Below are 23,469 nucleotides of genomic sequence, written 5' to 3'. Positions count from 1 at the left end.
TAATGAATAAGATAAAAGGGGGACGGAAAAATGAGAAAACAATAAGTACAATAATAATGACTTTATTTATGGTATTTATATCATGTAATAATGGAAAATCAGAGCTTAAAAGTGACGAAGTAGCTAAGCCTGATGGCACAGTTATTGATTTAGCAAAGGTAAGTGTAAAGATAAAAGAAGCTATTGCTACTATGATAAAGGTTAAAAAAATAGAGACTTTAGTTAAATCAGTAAGTGAGCTTGCTAAAGCTATTGACCAAAAAGTTGATAACTCAACTCATCAACTTGCGGATGGTGCTGGTGAAAAAAATCATAATGGATCTTTAATTGCGGGAGCATTTCAAGTAATATCAACCGTACAAGTTGCATTAATAGCATTAGAAACAGAAGTTGGAATCTTTGATACACTTAAGAAAAAGGTTGGTGAAGCTAAGGCTAAAAGTAATGAATTTTTAAATAAGTTAGAGGAGTCAAAAGATCAGGCTGATGCAGCAAAAGCTATAGATATAATTAAGGGCGATGGCAGTAAAGGAGGGAATGAACTTAAGGCTCTCAACCAATTAGTTGGCGAGTTGTTAAAGGCAGCTGAGGATGCAGTAGAAGCTGCAATGAAGGAGCTTACAGTTACTACTTAAGGCAGACCCTGCTATATCTAGCTACTAAATGCTAGCCAAGTCTTTTCAATAAAAGGAAAACAACTTTCATGCTTCACAGAGAACAAGAAAGAAGTTTTCCTAAAATAGCTTTGTTTTTCAATTTCTTACCTTTTAATTAAAAAAATCTTTTATTAGTAGTAGCTTTAGAGGTCATCTTATCAGAAGTCACAGGAGTATCATCAGGAGCAATTTTCATCGCTTCTTTAACAGTCTTAAGTCCTGCGTCAATTGTTTTCCTTATTGCAATAGTTAATGTATCTAATGCCTTAGTAACTGCACTTACAGCTGCTCCTTTAATTGCAGCAGTAACATTAGTATTGCTATTTCCATTAGCAAACTTACCACCTTTAGCCATTGCTCTTAACGCTATACCTCCTGCTATGGTTGCATCCTTTGCATTATTGGCATCAGCTCCACCAGCAGCCGCAGTAGGATTAGTATTAGCCAACTTGGCAGCTTTACCTTCGTTGCCTTTAAAAATAGCTTGCAGAATATCAGCACCTGTTACTGCTCCAACTGCTTTAGTTGCATCAACTGCTGCTTTCTTTGCATCAGCATCAGTAATAGCACCATTATTACCAGTATTGCCAAATAACTTTCCTGCTTCACCAGCGTTAGCACCCCTTGAACTATTACCATCTTCAGCCTTTTTATCATCCCCAGCTTCAGCATTACCCTCATTTTTAAGCACTATATCTACTATATCTTTAATTCCTTTTATTAAGTTCTCAGTTTCACCTTTAGCACCTGCGGCACCTGCGCCAACAGCAGCAACATTACCAATTAGTTCATCACCTGCAATACCAATAGCCTCACTTGCGGTCTTAGCACCTTCTATTATCTTATCAAGAGTATTATCAATTAGTGTTTTTACCGCAGTCTCAGTTGCAGAAGCATTAGGATTTCCTTCTCTCTTCATGTTAGCAACAATTTTATTAAGCTTGTCCTTAGTGCCTTGTATAGTATTTTGTACTGTCTTAAAATAAGCTCCAACATCAGACTTTTTTGTCTCTGTACTAAAACCTAATACCTTGGAAACTATATCTCCAAATGATGTAAACACATTTAAAAAATTACTACCTAAGCCTATTATTGACTTTAAAAATTTACTCTCTTCTTTCTCTGCTTCTGCGTTCCACCAGCATTACAACTCACTAATACCATAAATAAAGTCATTATTATTGCACTTATTCTTCTTCATTATTTTGTGCCTTCCTATATTATAAAAAATAAAAACCACAATGACTTTTTGGCTTTGAAATAAAATAAAACTTATTATTATACTGGTTTTTATGCTTTTGGTTTACTTATACACATTTAGCTTACTTTTAAAGTATTAATTATTTGATTACAATAAAAACATACTCTTAATATCATACTTGCAATTATTTATATTCAATCTTTACTCATATAAACAATTTTATATACAAAGAAACACTCCCTAAATAACATTAGAAGCTAAGAGCATTACGCTCCTAGCTTCCTATTCCTTTTTGACTTTATTTTTCCCTGCTCTTACAGCTTACTTAATCAGAGAAACTACACTCCTGCATTAAAAACAAGAAAAGCTTTTCCCTTACAATGACTTTATCCTTTATATTTATCCTTAACTAGTTATTAGTAGTAGCTTTAGGGGTGTCCTGTTCAGGACTTATAGGAGTATCATTCGCATTAATTTTCATCGCTTCTTTGACAGTCTTAAGTCCTGCGTCAATAGTTTTCCTTATTGCAATAGTTAGTGTGTCTAGTGCTTTAGTTACCGCACTTACTGCTGCTCCTTTAACTGCAGGAACAGCATCATTAGCATTATTTCCATTAGCAAACTTACCATTCTTAGCCATGGCTCTTAATGCTATAGCTCCTGCTATAGTCCCATCTTTTGCATTAGCAACACCAGCATTAGCAATAGCAACAGTATTCTTAGCTAATTTAGCAGAATCCCCCTCATTTTTAACCATAGCTTGTAATATGTCAGCACCTGTTACTGCTCCAACAGCTTTTGCTGCATCAGCTGCCGCTTTTTTATCATCCCCAGCAGCACCAGTAGTACCATCAAACAATTTTCCTGCTCCATCATTATTTCTTACATTAAGCTCCTCAGCCTTTTTATTATCCCCCGCCTCAGGATTTCCTTCTTTCAGTACCACATTTACAATTGACTTAATTCCTTTTACTAGGTTTGTAACTTCACCTGCAGTTCCAGCAGCATTCTGAGTAGCAACATTACCAATTGGGTCACTAGCGGTACCAATAGCATCACTAGCAGTCTTTGCTCCTTCTATTATCTTATCAAGAGTATTATCAATTAGTGTTTTTACCGCAGTCTCAGTTGCAGAAGCATTAGGATTTCCTTCTCTCTTCATGTCAGTAACAATTTTATTAAGCTTGTCCTTAGTGCCTTGTATAGTATCTTGTATTGTCTTAAAATAAGCCCCAACATCAGACTTTTTTGTCTCTGTACTAAAACCTAATACCTTGGAAACTATATCTCCAAATGATGTAAACACATTTAAAAAATCATTACCTAAGTCTATTGCTGACTTTAAAAATTTACTCTGAGGGTCTTCCGCAACCCCACCGCTATTACAGCTTACTAATACCATAAATAAAGTCATTATTATTGCACTTATTCTTTTTATTTGTTATGTGCCCTTATTAAGTGAAGGGACAAGATAAATATAAATAAAAACAAAAGATAAGAACATGGTGATGTTAGCTTTTATTTTATTGACTTTATTGTTCGGTTATTTACTGATTAATTAAAATTTAATCTTATAATAATATTAAAAAAACTTAAGGTAGGGAATAGGATGTTGCACTTTATCTCACTTATAGGGATGCCAATCATTATATCTATAATCATGTCTATAATAAGTAAATTCTTTATAAACCGAAAAAATTATTGTGAATAAGAGTTGATTTTATTTTAGATTTGGTACATTACGTGTTAGTAACATTTTCGTTGATACTACCTTAATTGATATCATTTAACTATCTTTTAGAACTTGATTAATATTCAATTTAAGAGTTCTTAATTAAGCTCTAAAATTTTGTATTCTTATGTCTTAAATTCAAATAGTATAACAAAAAGTGAAGTAACAAATACAAATGATATAATAAGTAAAATGAATTCAAATAATATCTCAGAAGTATGGAAAGCATATAAGAGTATGCATAGATTTAAGAGAATAGATGCTATCTCAGAAAGGAAAATCTTAACATTACTTCAGATAAATAATCTAAATCCATTTAAAAAATAAGCATATGTAATTCCAATGAACGTTATAAAGTTGTAGCATCATATCAAAGGGCATATAAGGCTTGGGTATAGTAAACATACTCTTGAGTTTAAGGAATAGCTGGTTAAACACGTCAGTTTGACTTTGGGAGCAATATAATAGAAAGAGAAAATTTACAGCATACGGCCCTATTTAAATCAGATGATGGTTATCGTTATAATAGTTTTGCAACGGGTGTTAAAGAAATAGCAACCCTAGTTAAGTCAATAGATGCTCTTGCTAAAGCTATTGGAAAGAAAACTCAACAAGAGTCCGATCAACTTAGTACTGATAATGCCAAAAATCATAATGGATTGTTAATTACGGGGGTATTTCAAGTAATATTGACTGTAAGTACTAAATTGGAAGCGTTAGAAAGGGAAGTAGCTAAAATTTCTGGTGATCTCAAGGCAAAGGTTACTGCAACTAAGACTGAAAGTAAGACATTCTTGGAAAAACCGAAGTCAAAGAGTGATACGCTTGGTAAAGAAGGCGCTACTGATGGTAATTGCGCAAAAGTTAAAACAGTTGTTGACAAGTTTATTACAGGGACATTAGATAAAATTGCAGCAGGAGCAAAGGAAGCAGCTAAAGGGGCTACTGGCGCTATTGCTATTGGTGGTGCTACTGCCGGTCAGGATGCGGCACCTGCAGAAGCAGCAAGTGTCAACGCTCTTGTTAAAGGAATTAAGATTATTGTTGGAATAGTTTTAAAAGAAAATGAAGGAAATGCAGAAGCTACTGGTAAGTTGCTTGGTACTAACGCTGCTGATGGCACAGAGGCACAAGCAGCAGCAACAAGCGCATCAATAAGAGCAGTAAGTGGTGCTGACATACTTCAAGCTATTGCTGAGTCCGTTGAAGCTGCTAATAATGAGATTGGGATTGATCAAGCAGAGAATGCAGCGAGGATTGCTGCGGCTAAGAAAGAGGCTAAAGAGTTTAAAGCAGATCAAAAAGATGCAGTTATAGCAGCTGGCATTGCACTGCGAGCAATGGCAAAGGATGGTAAATTTACTGCTAAGCAAAATGAAGAGAAATCTGCTAATGCAGTAAATGGAGCAGCAGCAAGTGCGGTAGGTAAGACCTTAAGTACACTTATAATAGCAATAAGAAATACAGTTGATAGTGGTTTAAGAACAATAAATGAGGCTCTTGCTACGGTTAAACAAGCAGATAAGTCAGCAGAAGCTACTAATACAACAGAAGCAACAACTGGTGGTCAGCAAGCGAAAAACTAGTTAAGGGTAAGTATAAAGGATAAAGTCATTTAATGAAAAATCTTTTCTTGCTTTCTGTAAAGCAGGAAAACCACTTTAAGAAAATACAAGATGCTGCAATATCTACTAAGGACAAGCTTAATAAAATTGTTACTGACATGAAGAGAGAAGGAAATCCTAATGCTTCTGCAACTGAGACTGCGGTAAAAACACTAATTGACAATACTCTTAGTAAGATAATAAAAGGAGCAAAGACTGCTAGTGATGCTATTGGTACCGCTAGTGACCCAATTGGTAATGTTGCTGCTGGTGGTGCTGGTAATGCTGCTGGAGCTGCTGGGACTGATATTGATAGTCTAGTAAAAGGAATTAAGTCAATTGTAGATGTAGTGCTTGAAGATGAAGGTAAACATGATGCTGGTACCGATAAAAAAGCCGATGGCCTTACCATAAGAACTGCTGTTGCTGCTGATGGTGAAGCAGGGAAATTATTCGCCAATGCGGCTGGTGATCAAGCCAATTCCAAAAAAGTTGCATCTGATGCATCAAAAGCTGTTGGAGCTGTAACTGGTGCTGACATATTACAAGCTATGATTAAAGATAATGGTGATGCTGCTAAATTAGCTAAAGAAACAACCGGCACTGCTATTGCTGTCCCTAAGGATGGAACTATATCAGGGGGTATAGCGTTAAGAGCGATGGCTAAAGGCGGCAAATTTGCTAATGATAGCACTGCTGCTAATAATGATGTTACTGCTGCGGTTAAAGGCGCAGCAGTAAGTGCAGTCACTAAGGCACTAGATACACTAACTATTGCAATAAGGAAAACAATTGACGCAGGACTTAAAACTGTTAAAGAAGCAATGAAAATTAATGCTAATGATATTCCTATAAGTCCTGAACAGAACACCCCTAAAGCTACTACTAATAACTAGTTAAGGATAAATATAAAGGATAAAGTCATTGTAAGGGAAACACTTTTCTTGCGTTTAATGCAGGAGTGTAGTTTCTCTGATTAAGTAAGCTGCAAGAGCAGGGAAAAATAAAGTCAAAAAGGAGGCACGTAAAAAAATGAGAAAAAGAATAAGTGCAATAATAATGACTTTATTTATAGTATTAGTAAGCTGTAATAGCGGTGGGGTTGCGGAAGATCCTAAAACTGTGTATTTAACATCTATAGCTAATTTAGGAAAGGGATTTTTAGATGTTTTTGTGGCTTTTGGAGAGATGGTTACTGGGGCTTTTGGTATTAAAGCAGATACTAAGAAAAGTGATATTGGTAAGTATTTCACTGATATTGAAAACACTATGACATCAGTTAAAAGAAATTGCAAGATGAAGTTGCAAAGAATGATAATTACGTAAAAGTGAAGGAAGTCGTTGATAAGTTTATCGCAGAAGTATTAGACAAGATCGCAGCAGGAGCAAAGAAAGCAGCTAGTGGTGCTACTGGTGGAGCATCAATTAGTGAGGTTGTAAAATCTGATGCGGCTGGGAATAGTCCTAATGCAGGAAGTGTAAAGAATCTGATTGTGGGAATAAAAGAAATAGTTGATTTGGTAATAAAAAAAGGAAATGGACAAGCGGATAAGACTAAACCTGTTAATGATGATAAAAAGGATATTGGTAGGCTATTTGGGGCCCAGACTGCGGCTAATAATGGTGCTGAAGATAAACATGTAGCAGCAGCAAGTGCATCAATAGGAGCAGTAACTGGCGCTGACATATTGCAAGCTATTGCTGCTGCGGATTCTAATGCTACGAAAGATGGTGCGGTTAAGGATGCGAAAGATACAGCAGGTCTGGCTTTAGCTAAAGGTACTAATACTGCTAATTATGAAAAACTTGGGGATGCAGCAAAAAAAGATGCAGCAATAGCAGCAGAAATAGTTCTGATAGCAATAGCTAAAGATGGTAAATTTATTGTTAAGGATATTGGTGACAATAAGACTGAAGCTAAAGCCGCTAAAGGTGTAGCAGCAAGTGCAGTAGGTAAGACTTTAAGTGCTCTAATAATAGCAATAAGAAATACGGTTGATAGTGGCTTAAGAACAATAAATGAAGCATTAGCTACAGTTAAACAAGAAGATAAATCTGCAAAGATTACTAGTACAATAAATAAGCTTGCTAAAGCTATTGGAAAGAAAATTGATTCAAATGGGCTTACTGCTGAAGCAGATAAAAATGAGTCTTTAGTTGCGGGGGTATTTCAGGCAATAACTAATGTAAAGACTAAATTGGCAGAGTTAGAAACCCAAGCAGATAATGTTTCTGATGAATTGAAGGGGAAGGTTACTGCTGCTAAAAAGGAAAGTGATGATTTCTTAACTAAAGTAAAAGGACAGAATGCTAACCTTGAGCAAAATGCTAAAGCTATAAAGGCTATAAAGAAAGGTAATGCTGATAACAGTAAAGGGACTAAGGAAACTGGTGATCTCAGCACAGTAATTGATGGATTGTTAAAGGATGCTAACTATGCAGTAGAAGCCGCAATTACAGAGCTTACAACCCCTGCTAAGCCAGCAATCCCTGGTCAATCTTAACTAAGGTATAAATAATTTTAAGTATTATTATAAAGTTAGTATTCAATTAAAAGATAAGTAACTAGAAAAATAAAGTCGATCAAAAGAGAGCTAGGAATGGCTATGCTCTTAGCTTATGCTGTTATTTAGGAGCAGTTGCTGAGGAAAGGACAGTCAGAGTAAATTTTTAAAGTCAGCAATAGACTTAAGTAATAATTTTTTAAATGTGTTTACATCTTTTGGGGATATGGTTGTTAGTGTATTAAGTTTTAATGCTGAGACCAAATCTGATGTTGGGACTTATTTTAAGACAGTACAAGATACTATACAAGGCACTAAGGACAAGCTTAATAAATTGTTACTGACATGAAGAGAAAAGGAAATCCTAATGCAGCTGGAACAGAGACCGCTGTTAACAAGCTAATTAGTGAAACACTTGATAAGATAATAGAAGGAGCAAAGACCGCAAGTGAGGCTATTGGTGATGCTGGTGACCCAATTGCTAATATTGCTGTTAATGGTGTCGGTGCTAAGGCTGAGGAGACTTCGGTTAAGTCTCTTAGTGAAGGGATTGGAAAGATTATAAATGTAGTGCTTAAAGATATAAGAAATGCTGATGTTGGTACTGATAAAAAAGCCGATGGGCTTACTGAACGTGGAGCTAATGCTGGCGATGTAGGAAAGTTATTTGGTAATGCTGCTGACAATGGTGCTGTTACTGCTGGCTCTGCAAAGAAGGCAGGTGCTGATGCATCTAAAGCAGTAGGAGCAGTAACAGGTACTGCTATCTTGCAAGCTATTATTAAAGATGGTGATGCCGCTAAATTAGCTACTAATAATCCTACCGCTAATACTGATGTCAATTCTCCTAAGGATGGAACTGTAGCAGGAGGTATAGCATTAAGAGCCATGGCTAAAAATGGTAAGTTTGCTAATGCTTCTGCTGCCGATATTGATTATGCTACTGCAGTTAAGGGGGCAGCAGTAAGTGCAGTAACTAAAGCACTAGACACACTAACTATTGCAATAAGAAAAACAATTGACGCAGGACTTAAAACTGTTAAAGAAGCTATAAAAATTAATGCTAATTATACTTCCTACAAGCCCTAAACAGAATGCCCCTAAAGCTACTGCTGATAACTAAGAAGTTATACTACTAAAAATATAAAGTTATTTAAAGAAAACTTTTCTCTTGCCTTTTGTAAGGTAGAAAAACTATTCGCTAACGATAATTCTAATGATGAAGCTAATGAATAAGATAAAAGGGGCACGGAAAAAAAATGAGGAAAAGAATAAGTGCAATAATAATGACTTTATTTATGGTATTAGCAAGCTGTAGTAATCAACTTGAGGCTGAGAAACTAGCAGCAGAAAGTAAGAATACATTTTTTGATTCATTAGTAAAGATAGGGCAAGGATTTCAAGATATATTTGGAATTTTTGGAAATGCAATAGGTGATGCATTAGGATTTAATGCTGTTAAATCCGATGATAAAGATAAGTAAAGTGGGAGAACACTTTGAAGGTGTAGGAAAGGGACTTAAAGACACTAAGATTAAGTTAGATGAGTTGTTAAAAGAAGTAACCGCAGCGCCACATGCTGATACTACAGGGGTTAAATCTGTTATTAATAGTGCTAGTGCAGTACTTACAAAACTAATTGATTCTATAACTAAGCTAGCTGGGGCGGTTGGCAATACTGATATTGCTGATGGTGTATCTATTGCTAATGGGGCAGCGCCCGCTGAAGAAGCTAGCGTTAAAACTGTTATTGAAGGGGTTAAAGAAATAATTGATGTCGCTACTAACTCCGGTGTAAAAATTGAAAAAGGAAATGCTGGGACTGCTGTTGCTAATGCTAATGGACCTAAAGCAATAATTCATAATGCTCAAGCTGCTGCGGGTGATGCTACTAAACTAGCTGATGAAGTGGCTAAAGCCGATCCATGGGCAATGATTGATAAAATTAAAAATGCTAAAACTAAAAACGGAATTGCTGCGGCTAATGATGACGCTGGACAACTAGCTACTGCTACTAACGCTGCAAATAATAATGGTACAGCAGCTACTAATGCTGACCTAGCAGCAGCAGTAGCGTTAAAGGCAATGACTAAAGGTGGTAAATTTACTCAACCTGCTGCTAATGAAGATGGTGCAGTTAAAGCAGCAGCAGCAAGTGCAGTAAATAAGGTATTAGGGATACTGGACGTAATAATTAGAAAAGCAGTAAATCTAGAACTTGGTAAAATTAAAGAAGCAGTAAAGGGAATAAAATATTCTGAGATTACTGAAACTGATGCTACTGAATCTGGGGATGCTCAACCTACTACTAAATAAATCGTCAAAATATAAAGGATAAAGTCATTGTAAGGGAAACGCTTCTCTTGTCTTTTGTGAAGCAGGGAAATTATTTGCTATAAGGATAAAAGGCAATGAATAAGATAAAAGGGGCACGGAAAAAAAATGAGAAAAAGAATAAGTGCAATAATAATGACTTTATTTATGGTATTAGTAAGCTGTAATAGCGGTGGGGTTGCGGAAGACCCTCAGAGTAAATTTTTAAAGTCAGTAATAGACTTAGGTAATGATTTTTTAAATGTGTTTACATCATTTGGAGATATAGTTTCCAAGGTATTAGGTTTTAGTACAGAGACAAAAAAGTCTGATGTTGGGGCTTATTTTAAGACAATACAAGATACTATACAAGGCACTAAGGACAAGCTTAATAAAATTGTTACTGACATGAAGAGAGAAGGAAATCCTAATGCTTCTGCAACTGAGACTGCGGTAAAAACACTAATTGATAATACTCTTGATAAGATAATAGAAGGAGCAAAGACTGCTAGTGATGCTATTGGTACCGCTAGTGACCCAATTGGTAATGTTGCTACTCAGAATGCTGCTGGAACTGCAGGTGAAGTTACAAACCTAGTAAAAGGAATTAAGTCAATTGTAAATGTGGTACTGAAAGAAGGAAATCCTGAGGCGGGGGATAATAAAAAGGCTGAGGAGCTTAATGTAAGAAATAATGATGGAGCAGGAAAATTGTTTGATGGTACTACTGGTGCTGCTGGGGATGATAAAAAAGCGGCAGCTGATGCAGCAAAAGCTGTTGGAGCTGTAACTGGTGCTGACATATTACAAGCTATGGTTAAAAATGAGGGGGATTCTGCTAAATTAGCTAAGAATACTGTTGCTATTGCTAATGCTGGTGTTGCTAATGCAAAAGATGGGACTATAGCAGGAGCTATAGCATTAAGAGCCATGGCTAAGAATGGTAAGTTTGCTAATGGAAATAATGCTAATGATGCTGTTCCTGCAGTTAAAGGAGCAGCAGTAAGTGCGGTAACTAAAGCACTAGACACACTAACTATTGCAATAAGGAAAACAATTGACGCAGGACTTAAGACTGTCAAAGAAGCGATGAAAATTAATGCTAATGATACTCCTATAAGCCCTGAACATAGCACCCCTAAAGCTATTGCTAATAACTGATAAATAATAAAATTATTGTAAGGTAAACTACCCTTCTCATCAAAAACAAAAGAAAAGTTTCCCTTACAATGACTTTATCCTTTAATATTTACCCTTAACTAGTTCTTTATTTACTGCCCACTAGTTGTTGCTTCTGTAGGATTAGTAGCTTCTACAGATTTATCTTCTTGTTTAACTGTAGCAAGAGCCTCATTTATTGTTCTTAAACCACTATCAAGTGTATTTCTTATTGCTATTATTAGAGTACTTAGCGTCTTGCCTACTGCACTTGCTGCTACTCCGTTTACTGCATGAGCAGATTTCTCTTCATTCTTAACAGCAAACTTACCACCTTTAGCCATTGCTCTGAGTGCAATGCCAGCTGCAATAACTGCATCTTTCTTTGCCACAGCATCAAGATCATTCTTATCCTCTTTCTTGGCAATAGCAATACTTGCAGCATCTTTGGCTGTATCAATCGCAACATCTTTAGCATCATCAGACTTAGCAATAGCTTTCAAGATATCAGCACCACTTACAGATCCAATTGATGCACTTGCTGCTCCTGCTATGGCATCAGTACTATTATCTTTGGCACTACCAAACAATTTGCCAATTGATTTTTGCTCATTCTCTGCTGTCTTAGTAGCTTTTGCATTTCCTTCACCTTGCTTTAAAACCACTCCAACTATTTCTTTAATTCCTTTAACAAGCAAGTTAACACTTGCAGCATCTGCAGGTATAGCATCTTGTCCTGCATTAGTAGCGCCACCAATAGCATCACTACCTGTTGCACCTTTTGCTGCTTCTTTTGCACCAACAGCAATATTATCTAATGTGTCAGCAATAAACTTATCAACTACTTCCTTAATTTTTATGTAATTACCATTCTTTGCAACTTCTGCTTGCAACTTCTCTTTAACAGATGTCATAGTTTTTTCAATATCAGTGAAATACTTACCAATATCACTTTTCTTAATATCTGCTTTAATACCAAAAGCTCCAGTAACCATATCTCCAAAAGTCACAAAAACATCTAAAAATCCTTTCCCTAAATTAGCTATAGATGTTAAATACACATGTTTAGGATCTTCCACAACCCCACCGCTACTACAACTTGCTAATACCATAAATAAAGTCATTATTATTGCACTTATTCTTTTCCTCATTTTTTTTCCGTGCCCCTTTTATCTTATTCATTGCCTTTTATCCTTATAGCAAATAATTTCCCTGCTTCACAAAAGACAAGAGAAGCGTTTCCCTTACAATGACTTTATCCTTTATATTTATCCTTAACTAGTTATTAGTAGTAGCTTTAGGGGTGTTCTGTTCAGGGCTTATAGGAATATCATTAGCATTAATTTTCATCGCTTCTTTAACAGCCTTAAGTCCTGCGTCAATTGTTTTCCTTATTGCAATAGTTAGTGTGTCTAGTGCTTTAGTAACTGCACTTACTGCTGCCCCTTTAACTGCAGTAGCATAATCAGGATTATCAGCAGCCGCAGTAACAGTAACGCCAGGGAATTTACCATCTTTAGCAATAGCTCTTAATGCTATAGCTCCTGCTATAGTTGCATCTTTAGCATTGGCTGCAGCGGCATCACCATTCTTAACTACAGCTTTTAAAATATCAGCACCAGTTACAGCTCCAACTGCTTTAGCTGAATCAGCCGCTACCTTCTTTGCGTCACCAGCAGCAGCACCAACTCCACTATTAGAAGTAGCGCCAAATAACTTCCCTGCTTCATCAGTACCGCCATTGGCAGTTCTTGAAGTAGAACCATCACTAGCTTTTTTATCAGTACCAGCATCATGTTTCCCTTCGCTCTTAAGTACTATATCTACTATATCTTTAATTCCCTTTACTAGCTTATCAACTTCAATGCCTGCAACACCACCAGAACCCTGACTAGCAACATTACCAATTGGGTCACTAGCGGTACCAATAGCATCACTAGCAGTCTTTGCTCCTTCTATTATCTTATCAAGAGTATTATCAATTAGTGTTTTTACCGCAGTCTCAGTTGCAGAAGCATTAGGATTTCCTTCTCTCTTCATGTCAGTAACAATTTTATTAAGCTTGTCCTTAGTGCCTTGTATAGTATCTTGTATTGTCTTAAAATAAGCCCCAACATCAGACTTTTTTGTCTCTGTACTAAAACCTAATACCTTGGAAACTATATCTCCAAATGATGTAAACACATTTAAAAAATCATTACCTAAGTCTATTACTGACTTTAAAAATTTACTCTGAGGATCTTCCGCAACCCCACCACTACTACAACTTGCTAATACCATATATTGGAAAGATCTGCATTAAAAATAGCAGTGTAGAAAAAGAGGAGCTTTATTATAATGCTTATAATAAAGGAGAGAAGAAAGACATAAAAGAAATAGAGAAACTGCAAGTAGAAAAGCATGCTAAAAAGTGCAACTTCAAATCAAATACATTCTTCTCTATTTTGAATTTAAAACTAGAAAAAGATGCTACAATTGAAGTACTTAAAGTACTTAAAAGAACAGAAAATTTTCTTGAAAAAAGTATATATAAGAGAATTAATGGTATCAAGTCAAGAAAAAGTAAACTTAAAAGTAAGTAAAAATAATTAAGTAAGATACTAAATGAAACAAGAATTCAATTAGAAAATGAAGGATATGACGGTAAACAGTTAGAAATACAAAACGTATACAAACAATATAAAGAAAAACCACGCTTTATCATAAAGAACAATAAGTACAGTGCCTTAGAAAAAATAATAGGAAAACTTAAAAATCAATCGAACACATTAAAAATAACACAAAAGAAGATGAGAAGGACATTAAAAACAACGTATTTAGTATACTTCTTGATCAGTTAAAACATAAAGTAGGATACATCGGTATTAGTTCCAATATTAAAAGATCATTTAAATAAACAGAACAAATTGAAGTATGGCAAGATGTTTAGTAAACATTATTACTACGAGATTTTGGGGATAGTAAAAGATAATAGGGATTATTTAAGATCAGGGGAATTTGAAAAAATTACCAGTTAAGAACTAGTTATGGGAGCATATTAGAACGCCTCAAAAAAAGAATTGGAAATTAAGGTCAAAAGAGATAACATAGAATTTAGATTTAAAAAGGAAAGTGTTTGTTGTTACATTAAAGGGATTTCTAGTTTACTCAAAAGAGAAAAGATTAATATAAAATATTACAAATCTTTAGCTGAGAAGCTTTTAAAGCTAGAAAAGAAAGTATATGAATTTTACAATAAAATATTGCCAGATGGGGGAATTATAACCAGATGGATTGAAAAAACAGAAATAATAACAATCACATCAATTAAGGGTGGTGTTGGCAAAAGTATGGTAGCCATTGTATTTAGCTATATCTTAAGAGATATGAATAAGAAAATATTATTATTTGCTCTAGATCCACAAAATAGTCTAGCAAGTTATTTTTTAAGATATATAAAAGACATTAATGATAATAATATTTATTATCTCTTAAAGAAAGAATAAAAAGTTATATTTGAAAAGTTTTTAAACCGGATTAATGATAATATGCAGATAATTCCATCTCATCCAATTTTATGCAAATTTGAGAAGGAATATATCCTCTTATAAGGAGCTCATACTAAAGTTTTATTTTAATAAAACTTTGCCCAATTATAATTTTGATTATGTAATAATTGATACACTGCCTAGTCTAAGCTCTTTATATATAATGCTTTAAATATTACAAATAAAGTTATAATTCCTATTCAAACTGAGAGATGGGCCGGCCGTTGAAGCTTTTCCTATATTGATGGAGAAAATAAGAAAAGTTGAAATGATAAGGAAAAAAAGATTGATGTGTCAATAGTAGAAAATCAGTTTATCAAAAATAGAAATACTTTTAGAGATATTGAAGAGATTTTGCATATAAAATACAACAATTTTATTAAAGGAAGGATGCATTTTTCTAATAGTATTAAAAATCTTTATTAACGAATTAAGGCCTAATAGTCAAGAAATGTACTATAAAGGGACAAAAAGCACATTAGAGCGCATCCTTAAAAAGTCTGCCGGCAAACTTTTTAAGGATAATAAGAATTTAGGAGTTTTGAATGGCAGGTTCAAGGAAAAAAGAAATTATTTTAAATACTAGAAATAGCAATATTCAAGAATTTGGGAATGAAGAACCTGAATATAGGAGTTATAAGGATCAACTCATAGAATTGTGATAAATGATATTGATAATGAAATCAAAACAATGCAAATTCTTCATCAGATAAGAGAAAAAAACTTTATATTATTGATGGTTACAAAAAATTTGAAGATTTTTTATCAAAATTTATAATATCTAGAAGTCAAGCTTTCCTATACTTAAAGATTTATAAAAAAGTGGTAAATAGAAAGTATAAATATAGAAAACATTAGGCAAAAGAAATCTAAGAGTATTTATAGAAATGTGGTTAATTTATCAATGAGAAGCAAATCTTCAAGACAAAATCCAATAAAACCATTAAAATTTCAGCTTAAAAATCAATCTAGTTATGATTTTTATAAAAAAATGCAAAACTTACAGGATTTATATTAGATAAGCTTTTTTCAAGTGAAAAGAAAATATTGGAGAAGTTTGTAAATGAATTTAGAAGTTTAAAGGGTGAAGGGTAAGGAGTGTTTATGAAAAATTCAACATATAGAACATATAAAACAGAAAATTTAAAATGGAGTTCTTAAATAAGAGGGTTTGCTGAAGAAATATTGGATTCCATTTTACCTCATAATGATAATTCTAATTTTGAAGTCTTAAGAGAAAAGATGAATTCATTAGAACAACAAATCATTAATGTAGAGAAGACTTTACAAAAATACATATCTAATTTAGATAACAATTTACTTAAATAAATACAAAATAACAATTTAATCTTAAGAGAATAAATGAAAAATGGCCATGCAATATTATTAGAAAAGCTTAAGGTGGGGAATAGAATGTTGAACCTTATATCCCTTATAGGAATACCAATTATTATATCTATAATCATGTCGATAATAAGTAAATTCTTTATAAACCGAAAAATTGTTGTAAATAAGGATTAATTTTATTTTAAATTCAACGTATATTACTTATCAGTAGTGCTAGCCATTTTAGGATTACCTTTAGATGATCGGTTTTTAATAGCCTTTAAGGCTTGGTTAATTATTTTTTTAAGAATTTTTATTAAGCTCTCAAATTTTATGTTCTTATGTTATTCCTTGTAATAATGCAGGCCCAGGGCTTCAAAGTGGCAAAGTCTGACGGAACAGTACTTGATTTGGCAAAAATAAGTGCAAAGATAAAAGAGGCTAGTACTTTTGCAGTAAGTGTTAAAGAAGTTCATACTTTAGTTAAATCAGTAGACAATCTTGCTAAAGATATTGAGAAAAAATAGGTTCAGCTGGGTTGGACGCCAATGCTGGTGCTACGGCTCAATATACTCCGTTGTTAGCAGAGGCATATAATTTAGCTGAAACTATAAAATAAAATCAGCAAAGTTGAAAATTGAAGAATCTATTAATTCTAAAGATTTAAGTGATAAAGTTCAGGGTGTTGTGCGTGAGTCTAAAGCATATACAGGCTAGTTGAAAAATTCGAAGGATGATTTGGGACTTGCTAACATCACCACTACTCATACTAATGTCAAGAAAGCTATCGACAAAAGTTATGTTTCTGGCGATAAAGGAGAAAAAGAGATTGTTTGCCCCTAAACACAGCAATTGTTACATTGTTAAAGGCTGATAATAAGATGGTAGAAACTGCGATTAAGGAATTTACAACCCTGCTAAGCCAAAAATTCCTGCTAAGTTCTTAATAGGTATAAATAAATTTAAATGATTATTATAAGATTAAAAGTTAAGTAAAAGGTAAGCAACAGGAAAAATAAAGTCAACAAATATAAATCTAGGATCGCTATGCTCTTAGATTCTGATATTATTTAGGCAATCTTTACTTTATTTAAAATTGTTTATAGCGTTTAGATTGAATAAAATTGATTTCAAGTGTTAGATTAAGAGTATATTTTTATTGTAATCAAATATTTTAAAAGTAAGTCTAATTTGTTTAAGTAAAACAAAAATAGAAAAAACCGGATAATAATAAGTCTTATTTTATGTCAACATCGAAAAGTTATTGTGGGGTTTTATTTTTTTATGATATAGGAAGGCATGAAATAATGAAAATGAGAAAAAGAATAAGTGCAATAATAATGACTTTATTTATGGTGTTTATGTCATGTAATAATGGAGGCCCAGAGCTTAAAAATGACGAAGTAGCTAAGTCTGACGGAACAGTACTTGATTTGGCAAAAATAAGTAAAAAGATAAAAGAGGCTAGTGCTTTTGCAACAAGTGCTAAAGAAGTAGAGACTCTAGTTAAGTCAATAGATGGGCTTGTTAAAGCTATTGGAAAGAAAGTTGAGGGTTCGGGTAGTCTTGGTGATGATGGCGGTCAAAATGGTTCTTTAATTTCAGGAGCATATAGTATAGTATCTGCTGTAAGCACTAAATTGGAAAAATTAGAGAAACAAGATGGGGTTTCTACTGAATTGAAAGCAAGGGTTACTGCTGCTAAAACTGCAAGTAAAAAGTTTACAGATACAGTGAAAGGAGCAAGTGGTGATCTTGGCAAAAAAGATGCTTCTGATGAGAATGCAAAAAAAGCCCTACTTAAAAGTGATGCTAATGGAGATAAAGGCGCAAAAGATCTTATTGCTTTAAACACAGCAATAGATGGATTGTTAAAAGCTGCTAATGAGACGGTAGAAGCTGCAATAGCAGAGCTTACAACTCCTGTTAAGGGAGAAAAACCTTCTCAAAATAACTAACTAGGAAATAAATAATTTAAATAGTTATTATAGATAAGTTATTAAGTAAAAGGTAAGAGCAGGGAAAAATAAAGTTAAAAAGAAATAGGAAGCTAGGAGCGTAATGCTTTTAGCTTTTAATATTATTTAGGGAATGTTTCTTTGTATATAAAATTGTTTATATGAGTAAAGATTGAATATAAATAATTGTAAGTATGATATTAAAAGTATGTTTTTATTGTAAGTTAAGTTACTTTAAAAAGATTCAGGACACTGTAACATCTACTAAGGAATCCCTTCAAAAATGGCATCAGACATAAAGAGTGGAGGTAATCCTAATGCAGCTGAAACAGAGACCGATATTAACAAACTAGTTGCTGAAACACTTGATAAGATAATTGACGTAGCAAAGACAGTAAATGAAGCTATTGGTAATGTTAATGCTCCAATTGGTAATATTCCCGATCAATCAACAACTGGCACTGCTGCTGAAGAAGCTTCGGTTAAGTTCCTTAGCGAAGGAATTGGAAATATTGTAAATGTAGTACTTAAAGATGTAGAAAGCGCTGATAATGGTACCGATAAAAGGCTGAAGATGGGAGGTGGGTAGCGCAAGAGATAATAATAATGGCACAGCAAAGGCTGTTGGAGAAGTAACTGGTTGCTGATATTCTGCAAGCTATGATTAAGGATAATGGCGATGCTGTTAAATTTGCCAAGAATAATAATGGGGCTTTTAACGCTACTGGTAGACCTAAAGATGCAACTATAACAGGAGGTATAGCATTAAAGGCTATGGCTAAAGGCAGCAATGTTAATGATAGTACCGATGATCAAGAGATTATTGCTACTGAAATTAAAGGAATAACAGTAAGTGCAGCTACTAAATCATCAGATACACACTATTGCAATAAGGAAAACAATTAATGGAGGACTTAAAACGGTTAAAGAAGATATAAAAATTAATGCTAATGATACTCCTATAAGTCATGATCAGATCACCCCTAAATTTACTGTTAGTAACTGATAATTAATAAGAAATAAATACAAAAAATGTAAAGTCATTTAAGGGGAACGCTTTTCTTGTTCTTTGTAAGGCATCAGAGCTATTTGCTAACAATAGTTTTGATGCTGAGGCTAATGCATAAATTAAAAGGAGGCACAAGGCTCTATTGCACTCCCAGCAGTATTAAAACTTAGCTATCTCCATCATACACACACATTTGGCTGTCGTAGTTAATGATGAAACTTCACTAAACATCGCAAAATAGCCACACCATTTAACATAAAAGTTCACAGAATTGAAGTTGGTGAGGCTTAACTTAACAGAAATGGCTAACTTTTTACAGAATGAAGCATTAATAGCAAAAATTTTAGGGAAAAGGATCAAATGAAAGCAATATTACATACCCTTCAGAAATAAGAGCCCCATTAACAAACGCTCTTTAGCATCATAAAATTGCTTAAAATCAGAAATCTTTTCTTTAAAGTCCATTTATATTCTTATATGCTTACCATACTTCTGCAATATTATTTAAATTCGTTTTACTTATTATTATATTACTTGTATTTGTTACCTCACTTTTTGTTATACTGCTCGTATTTTGCATTTCATTTCTTGTTATATGACTTGCATTATGCATTTTTTAACACTTCTATAATGTATTACTCAAAACAAATAGTATCAAAAATTAGTTTTGGTTAAATTTTTAACAAAATGTTTTCAATCAAAAAGAATTTTATTAAATATTGACTTATTAAACTTAAAGATAAAAAATTTAGAGCTTAATTAAAAACTCTTAAAAGAATACTTAATTAAGCTCTAAAGGCTTATGAATGTGATCATAAACAAGGTAGTACTAAAATGAGAGCACTACTAATGCATAATATACACCAAATCTAAAATAAAATCAATCCTTATTCATTATAACTCTTTTAGTTTGTAAAAAATTTACTTATTATAGACATAATAATATATACGATTATTGGTATTCCTATTAATAAAATAAGGTTTAACCCCCTATTCCCTATCTTAAGATTTTCTAATAATATTGCATGATTATTCTTTAACTCTTCTCTTAAAACTGCACTATCTCTTTTCATTTCTTATCAAAAGATCGCATTGTTATTTTGCATTTCCTTAAGTAAATTTTGCTCTACATGATTTATCTTAACATTAAGTTCATTGCTTACATTTTATATCTTGATATTAAGTTCATTTTTACAGTTTCTATTTTAATATCTAAATTAGATATATCTCGTTTCAATTCTACTTTAATAAATGCACTATCTTTGATTAGGTTTTGTTACACATTAATCACTTGTTGTTCTAATGAATTCATCTTTTCTCTTAAGACTTCAAAATTAGAATTGTCATTATGAAGTAAAATGAAACCCACTGATTCCTCAGTAAACCCCTTAGTTTTAGAACTCCATTTTAAATCTTCTGCTCTATATGTTTTATATGCTAAGTTATTTATAAGCATTTCTTACGCTTAGCCTTTTAAACTTTTAAATTTTTTCATAAATTCTTCGAGTAAATCTTTTTTATCTCTAAATAATTCATCCATTAAGAAACTTGTGAACTTTGCATTTTTCTTATAAAAATCATAACTATCGTGACTTTTAAGTTGAAAACGCAAAGGTTTTATTGGATTTTGTCTTAATTTCCTTATTGTTTTATTTCTTTCATTTCCTATCAAAACCAATGAATTATGAATGCCATGCTCTATGATATAATCCTCTTGAAGGATACCATCTTGTAATGCACTAGCTAACTTCAAGTATGCATATGCCTGCGTTTTAGCTACTTTATATTCCTTAACAAAACTTTCAAAGCTATTGTAATTATCCAATTTATAATATTCATTATCTTTTATTTCTTTTAAAATTTTAATAGCCTCTACTTTATAATGAATTTCTCTTTTAAAACTCTCTTTCAACCTATCTTTCAAAGAATTATAATAACTTACTACATTCTCCTGTTCTTCTTCATTTGCTAAAACTCTATTATTTATCTTTATATTCATATATAATACTCACACACCGTTCGGATTCTGAACAATATGCACTTACTCCTTTATGCATATAGAATTAGACTCTATTAAATTTCATTTTTAAATCCAGTCCTTTCTAAAAGAAGCTCCAACACACCTTGATATTCTTTTATATAATCTTTCTTTAAATCAAAAATATTATTTTCTGCTATTTTTTTGTTTAAATCTTCTCTTTCAGATACAATGCCTAAAAAATTGTTCTTTGACTGTAAATTTTCTAATAAAAACTTATGTGAATTATTTTTTTTAAATTTCGTAATAAAAATAAAAGTTGGAACTTTTAATTTTAATTCTCTTATATAAAATTCTAATATCTGTAGACTTTCAACAGCCCATTTCTCAGCTGTCATTGGAATTAGTATATAATCACTAACAACTAAAGCATTGACTAAAGTAAAATCTAAGCTCGGATTAGTATCCAATACTATGAAATCATACCTCACTTTCAAAAAAGTTAGAGCTTCATTCAATTTCAATTCCTTGAAACTAATAGCTTCTTTATTAAATAAGTGCAGACTTAGATAACTAGGTATTAAATCTAAATTTTTGTCTATTGTTGCAATGGCTTTATTAATACTTACGGTTCCTTTAAGAACTCTATATATATTTTTGGAAACTATGTTAAAATTATTTTGTTCAAAAATTCCATAGAAATAACTAGTAGTAGAAGCCTGCGTATCCATATCAATTAAAAGCACTTTATGTTTTTGGGATAATAGTGTTGCAAATATGATTGAACTTGTACTTTTTCCAACACCTCCTTTAATTGATGCAATTGTTATTATTTTAGGTTTTTTTCTATCCATTTGTTTATAAGACCCCCATCTGGCAACTTTTTACCATAAAATTCATATACTTGTGCTTCTAAGCTTAAAAATGTTTTCGTTAAAGAATCGTAATACTTTTTATGAGACTTTTCTTCTCTAAGCAAATAGGCAATTCCTACAAGATAGCAAAACACGCTACCCTTCTTAAACCTAAATTCTATGTAATAGGCTTTTGAAAATGTAGACGCTTTTATGATACCATTTTCCTCATATCTTGTTACGACATTCTTGATTGGTTTCCTATACCCATAAAAAACACCTAAAAATTTATCATTTCCTTTTAAAGAAAATAAATGAAAAGATTCTATTTTCTCTTGATTAAATAATCCTCTAAATGAAATAAAAAATTTATTCTTTTGATTTTTATTGATCCCAAATATATACAAATCACTCATTATCTTTGTATGATATAAAGTTCTGTCATTTTTACTTTCTATTTTTATGAAAATAGGCTTATTCCTTTTTCCTCTAATTTCTAATCCCTTTTCTTTAAGACGTTCTAATACACTTTCCATAATTAATCCTTAACTGGTAATTTTCTCAAATTCCCTTGATTTTAAATAATCTTTATTGTCTTTCACTAATTCCAAAAAATCGTAGTAATAATGGTTATCAAATACCTTATTATATTCTAATTTGTCCTGTCTGCCCAAGTAACCTTTCAGTGTTGGTACTAAAACCGATGTGTCCACTTTATGCTTTAACTGATCAAGAAGTATGCTAAATATGTTGTTTTTAATATCTTTGTCATATTTTTTTGTCGTTGCTTTAATATGTTCAACTGATTTTTTAAGCTTTTCTATTATTTTCTTTAAGTCAACATACTTATTGTTCTCTATGATAAAGTGCGGCTTGTGTTTATATTGTTCGTATACATTTTTTATTTGGGCCTCTAACTGTTTACTGTCATATCCTTCATTTCTTAAGCTAATCTTTGTTTCATCCAATATCTTGCTTAATTTTTGTTGCTTACTTTTAAGTTTGCTTCTTATTAACTTGATACCATTGAGTCTCCTGTATATGCTCTTTTCAAGAAAGTTTTCAGTTCTTTTAAGAACTTTAAATACTTCAATCATAGTATCTTTTTCTATTTGTAGATTCAAAATAGAGTAAAATGCATTTGATTTAAAGTTACATTTTTTAGCATACTTTTTTGCTTGTAGTCTTTCTATTGATTTTTTATTTCTATCTTCTTTCTTATTAGATCTATTATTATAACACTCCCATTTTTCTACATTCCTATTTTTAATGCAAGTCTTTTCGAGATATGCATTAAAACGCTTTTTGTGTCTTTCCTCTTTTTTCTCTCTAAAGAGTTTATTGATTATGCGGTAACATTCTTTCTTGGAGTATTTAAGTTCGTAATGAATTTCAGTTCCCATGTTAACACCCAAATGTCTGTGATAATTAATTGTTACTTTAAGTTCTTTATCTAATTTATAAAGATAGCTTTGTAGTGTTTTAAGTTTAGCAGGCTTTTGTCCATTTTTTTTCATATTGTTATTAAAATAGTAAAGTATGTTGCTTTGAGTGTATTTTTTAAACTTTAAGTTCATGTAGTTTAGTGTAGATATTAAAACGATTAACTTGTGTTGGTGCTTGTTGGTAGGTTTTTTTGTACCCTTCAT

The 23,469-nt window shown here is 32.6% G+C and carries 22 protein-coding genes and 9 pseudogenes; 20 read left to right on the top strand and 11 right to left on the bottom strand.

Going from position 1 to position 23,469, the window contains the following annotated elements; genetic code table 11:
* Positions 1–2 precede the first annotated feature (2 nt).
* Positions 3–635, top strand: coding sequence for a Vsp/OspC family lipoprotein (locus bhDAH_RS05290; RefSeq protein ID WP_043924585.1), 633 nt, complete (start codon positions 3–5; stop codon positions 633–635).
* Positions 636–771: 136 nt separating this feature from the next.
* Here bhDAH_RS05290 and bhDAH_RS05285 read toward each other — a convergent pair.
* Positions 772–1,832: pseudogene (locus bhDAH_RS05285) on the bottom strand (variable large family protein).
* Positions 1,833–2,266: 434 nt separating this feature from the next.
* Positions 2,267–3,271, bottom strand: a complete 1,005-nt coding sequence (locus bhDAH_RS05280) for a variable large family protein (RefSeq protein WP_043924580.1) — start codon at positions 3,269–3,271, stop codon at positions 2,267–2,269.
* 510 nt (positions 3,272–3,781) lie between these two features.
* Here bhDAH_RS05280 and bhDAH_RS07475 point away from each other — a divergent pair.
* The 8 genes and pseudogenes from bhDAH_RS07475 to bhDAH_RS05245 all read left to right on the top strand — a co-directional run bounded on the left by bhDAH_RS07475 (position 3,782) and on the right by bhDAH_RS05245 (position 11,171).
* The gene (locus tag bhDAH_RS07475) at positions 3,782–3,916 is read left to right on the top strand and encodes a hypothetical protein (protein ID WP_257722538.1); all 135 of its coding nucleotides are present in this window, start codon (positions 3,782–3,784) and stop codon (positions 3,914–3,916) included.
* A 134-nt stretch (positions 3,917–4,050) separates the two neighbouring features.
* Positions 4,051–5,175, top strand: coding sequence for a variable large family protein (locus bhDAH_RS05275; RefSeq protein WP_144033226.1), 1,125 nt, complete (start codon positions 4,051–4,053; stop codon positions 5,173–5,175).
* Positions 5,176–5,243: 68 nt separating this feature from the next.
* A pseudogene (locus tag bhDAH_RS05270) lies at positions 5,244–6,089 on the top strand (variable large family protein); the annotation flags it as partial.
* Between the two features lie 136 nt (positions 6,090–6,225).
* Positions 6,226–7,265, top strand: a pseudogene (locus bhDAH_RS05265) (variable large family protein); the annotation flags it as partial.
* Positions 7,257–7,697 carry a Vsp/OspC family lipoprotein gene (locus bhDAH_RS05260; RefSeq protein WP_236842435.1) on the top strand — a complete coding sequence of 147 codons (441 nt, stop codon included), beginning with the start codon at positions 7,257–7,259 and terminating at the stop codon, positions 7,695–7,697. The pseudogene bhDAH_RS05265 and the gene bhDAH_RS05260, both read left to right, overlap by 9 nt.
* A gap of 145 nt (positions 7,698–7,842) precedes the next feature.
* Positions 7,843–8,786, top strand: a pseudogene (locus bhDAH_RS05255) (variable large family protein); the annotation flags it as partial.
* Between the two features lie 170 nt (positions 8,787–8,956).
* Positions 8,957–10,013, top strand: a pseudogene (locus tag bhDAH_RS05250) (variable large family protein).
* Positions 10,014–10,139: 126 nt separating this feature from the next.
* The gene (locus tag bhDAH_RS05245; RefSeq protein WP_015633352.1) at positions 10,140–11,171 is read left to right on the top strand and encodes a variable large family protein; all 1,032 of its coding nucleotides are present in this window, start codon (positions 10,140–10,142) and stop codon (positions 11,169–11,171) included.
* Between the two features lie 110 nt (positions 11,172–11,281).
* Here bhDAH_RS05245 and bhDAH_RS05240 read toward each other — a convergent pair whose 3' ends face one another.
* Both bhDAH_RS05240 and bhDAH_RS05235 read right to left on the bottom strand, forming a co-directional pair.
* Positions 11,282–12,319, bottom strand: a complete 1,038-nt coding sequence (locus bhDAH_RS05240) for a variable large family protein (RefSeq protein ID WP_015633353.1) — start codon at positions 12,317–12,319, stop codon at positions 11,282–11,284.
* 127 nt (positions 12,320–12,446) lie between these two features.
* Positions 12,447–13,448 carry a variable large family protein gene (locus bhDAH_RS05235; protein ID WP_043924583.1) on the bottom strand — a complete coding sequence of 334 codons (1,002 nt, stop codon included), beginning with the start codon at positions 13,446–13,448 and terminating at the stop codon, positions 12,447–12,449.
* On the opposite strand from bhDAH_RS05235, the pseudogene bhDAH_RS07645 reads away from it, so the two are divergent.
* The 11 genes and pseudogenes from bhDAH_RS07645 to bhDAH_RS07460 all read left to right on the top strand — a co-directional run bounded on the left by bhDAH_RS07645 (position 13,436) and on the right by bhDAH_RS07460 (position 18,885).
* Positions 13,436–14,008 (top strand): annotated as a pseudogene (locus tag bhDAH_RS07645) (plasmid maintenance protein). The gene bhDAH_RS05235 and the pseudogene bhDAH_RS07645 sit on opposite strands and share 13 nt — an antisense overlap.
* Before the next feature lie 219 nt (positions 14,009–14,227).
* Positions 14,228–14,392: pseudogene (locus bhDAH_RS05225) on the top strand (DUF226 domain-containing protein); the annotation flags it as partial.
* A gap of 105 nt (positions 14,393–14,497) precedes the next feature.
* Positions 14,498–15,281 (top strand): annotated as a pseudogene (locus bhDAH_RS07640) (ParA family protein).
* Between the two features lie 143 nt (positions 15,282–15,424).
* Positions 15,425–15,553, top strand: coding sequence for a plasmid partition family protein (locus bhDAH_RS07725; protein WP_470281045.1), 129 nt, complete (start codon positions 15,425–15,427; stop codon positions 15,551–15,553).
* Positions 15,554–15,599: 46 nt separating this feature from the next.
* A pseudogene (locus bhDAH_RS07720) lies at positions 15,600–15,790 on the top strand (hypothetical protein).
* Between the two features lie 90 nt (positions 15,791–15,880).
* On the top strand, positions 15,881–16,024 hold the full coding sequence (locus bhDAH_RS05210; protein ID WP_154645714.1) for a hypothetical protein: 144 nt from the start codon (positions 15,881–15,883) through the stop codon (positions 16,022–16,024).
* A gap of 356 nt (positions 16,025–16,380) precedes the next feature.
* Positions 16,381–16,548, top strand: coding sequence for a Vsp/OspC family lipoprotein (locus tag bhDAH_RS05205; RefSeq protein ID WP_155719682.1), 168 nt, complete (start codon positions 16,381–16,383; stop codon positions 16,546–16,548).
* A 190-nt stretch (positions 16,549–16,738) separates the two neighbouring features.
* Positions 16,739–16,864, top strand: coding sequence for a hypothetical protein (locus bhDAH_RS07470; RefSeq protein ID WP_257722537.1), 126 nt, complete (start codon positions 16,739–16,741; stop codon positions 16,862–16,864).
* A 470-nt stretch (positions 16,865–17,334) separates the two neighbouring features.
* Positions 17,335–17,979, top strand: a complete 645-nt coding sequence (locus bhDAH_RS05200) for a Vsp/OspC family lipoprotein (protein WP_015633354.1) — start codon at positions 17,335–17,337, stop codon at positions 17,977–17,979.
* 283 nt (positions 17,980–18,262) lie between these two features.
* The gene (locus tag bhDAH_RS07465) at positions 18,263–18,568 is read left to right on the top strand and encodes a variable large family protein (RefSeq protein WP_062706094.1); all 306 of its coding nucleotides are present in this window, start codon (positions 18,263–18,265) and stop codon (positions 18,566–18,568) included.
* 71 nt (positions 18,569–18,639) lie between these two features.
* Complete coding sequence (locus bhDAH_RS07460; protein WP_062706091.1) at positions 18,640–18,885, top strand: variable large family protein; 246 nt, start codon at positions 18,640–18,642, stop codon at positions 18,883–18,885.
* A gap of 584 nt (positions 18,886–19,469) precedes the next feature.
* On the opposite strand, the gene bhDAH_RS07455 is transcribed toward bhDAH_RS07460, so the two are convergent.
* The 7 genes from bhDAH_RS07455 to bhDAH_RS05165 form a co-directional block, all read right to left on the bottom strand.
* On the bottom strand, positions 19,470–19,601 hold the full coding sequence (locus bhDAH_RS07455) for a hypothetical protein (RefSeq protein ID WP_276519535.1): 132 nt from the start codon (positions 19,599–19,601) through the stop codon (positions 19,470–19,472).
* A gap of 292 nt (positions 19,602–19,893) precedes the next feature.
* Positions 19,894–20,061, bottom strand: a complete 168-nt coding sequence (locus bhDAH_RS05190; RefSeq protein WP_155719681.1) for a hypothetical protein — start codon at positions 20,059–20,061, stop codon at positions 19,894–19,896.
* A 203-nt stretch (positions 20,062–20,264) separates the two neighbouring features.
* A complete protein-coding gene (gene bdr, locus bhDAH_RS05185; RefSeq protein WP_062706088.1) occupies positions 20,265–20,444 on the bottom strand; it encodes a Bdr family repetitive protein in 180 nt (59 codons plus the stop codon).
* A 9-nt stretch (positions 20,445–20,453) separates the two neighbouring features.
* Positions 20,454–20,987: a chromosome replication/partitioning protein gene (locus tag bhDAH_RS05180; RefSeq protein WP_062706085.1), complete on the bottom strand. Its 534-nt coding sequence runs from the start codon at positions 20,985–20,987 to the stop codon at positions 20,454–20,456.
* A gap of 74 nt (positions 20,988–21,061) precedes the next feature.
* Positions 21,062–21,820, bottom strand: a complete 759-nt coding sequence (locus tag bhDAH_RS05175; protein WP_062706082.1) for a ParA family protein — start codon at positions 21,818–21,820, stop codon at positions 21,062–21,064.
* Positions 21,796–22,356, bottom strand: a complete 561-nt coding sequence (locus bhDAH_RS05170; RefSeq protein WP_062706079.1) for a DUF226 domain-containing protein — start codon at positions 22,354–22,356, stop codon at positions 21,796–21,798. Before bhDAH_RS05170 ends, bhDAH_RS05175 begins: the two co-directional genes overlap by 25 nt.
* Positions 22,357–22,365: 9 nt before the next feature.
* Positions 22,366–23,469: a plasmid maintenance protein gene (locus bhDAH_RS05165; RefSeq protein WP_062706076.1), complete on the bottom strand. Its 1,104-nt coding sequence runs from the start codon at positions 23,467–23,469 to the stop codon at positions 22,366–22,368.

The organism is Borrelia hermsii DAH (assembly GCF_023035675.1).
Classification (GTDB): domain Bacteria; phylum Spirochaetota; class Spirochaetia; order Borreliales; family Borreliaceae; genus Borrelia; species Borrelia hermsii.
Note: the sequence above shows the minus strand (reverse complement) of the source record. Positions and strands in the feature narration are given on the sequence as shown.

Excerpts from the sequence above, each read along its gene's own strand:
- bhDAH_RS05280 (WP_043924580.1), bottom strand. The coding sequence starts at position 3,271 with ATGACTTTATTTATGGTATTAGTAAGCTGTAATAGCGGTGGGGTTGCG.
- bhDAH_RS05240 (WP_015633353.1), bottom strand. The coding sequence starts at position 12,319 with ATGAGGAAAAGAATAAGTGCAATAATAATGACTTTATTTATGGTATTA.
- bdr (WP_062706088.1), bottom strand. The coding sequence starts at position 20,444 with ATGCTTATAAATAACTTAGCATATAAAACATATAGAGCAGAAGATTTA.
- bhDAH_RS07460 (WP_062706091.1), top strand. The coding sequence starts at position 18,640 with ATGATTAAGGATAATGGCGATGCTGTTAAATTTGCCAAGAATAATAAT.
- bhDAH_RS05165 (WP_062706076.1), bottom strand. The coding sequence starts at position 23,469 with ATGAAGGGTACAAAAAAACCTACCAACAAGCACCAACACAAGTTAATC.
- bhDAH_RS05245 (WP_015633352.1), top strand. The coding sequence starts at position 10,140 with ATGAGAAAAAGAATAAGTGCAATAATAATGACTTTATTTATGGTATTA.
- bhDAH_RS05175 (WP_062706082.1), bottom strand. The coding sequence starts at position 21,820 with ATGGATAGAAAAAAACCTAAAATAATAACAATTGCATCAATTAAAGGA.
- bhDAH_RS05170 (WP_062706079.1), bottom strand. The coding sequence starts at position 22,356 with ATGGAAAGTGTATTAGAACGTCTTAAAGAAAAGGGATTAGAAATTAGA.
- bhDAH_RS07465 (WP_062706094.1), top strand. The coding sequence starts at position 18,263 with ATGGCATCAGACATAAAGAGTGGAGGTAATCCTAATGCAGCTGAAACA.
- bhDAH_RS05235 (WP_043924583.1), bottom strand. The coding sequence starts at position 13,448 with ATGGTATTAGCAAGTTGTAGTAGTGGTGGGGTTGCGGAAGATCCTCAG.
- bhDAH_RS07475 (WP_257722538.1), top strand. The coding sequence starts at position 3,782 with ATGAATTCAAATAATATCTCAGAAGTATGGAAAGCATATAAGAGTATG.
- bhDAH_RS05200 (WP_015633354.1), top strand. The coding sequence starts at position 17,335 with ATGAGAAAAAGAATAAGTGCAATAATAATGACTTTATTTATGGTGTTT.
- bhDAH_RS05180 (WP_062706085.1), bottom strand. The coding sequence starts at position 20,987 with ATGAATATAAAGATAAATAATAGAGTTTTAGCAAATGAAGAAGAACAG.
- bhDAH_RS05190 (WP_155719681.1), bottom strand. The coding sequence starts at position 20,061 with ATGAAAAGAGATAGTGCAGTTTTAAGAGAAGAGTTAAAGAATAATCAT.
- bhDAH_RS05205 (WP_155719682.1), top strand. The coding sequence starts at position 16,381 with ATGCAGGCCCAGGGCTTCAAAGTGGCAAAGTCTGACGGAACAGTACTT.
- bhDAH_RS07455 (WP_276519535.1), bottom strand. The coding sequence starts at position 19,601 with ATGCATAATGCAAGTCATATAACAAGAAATGAAATGCAAAATACGAGC.
- bhDAH_RS05290 (WP_043924585.1), top strand. The coding sequence starts at position 3 with ATGAATAAGATAAAAGGGGGACGGAAAAATGAGAAAACAATAAGTACA.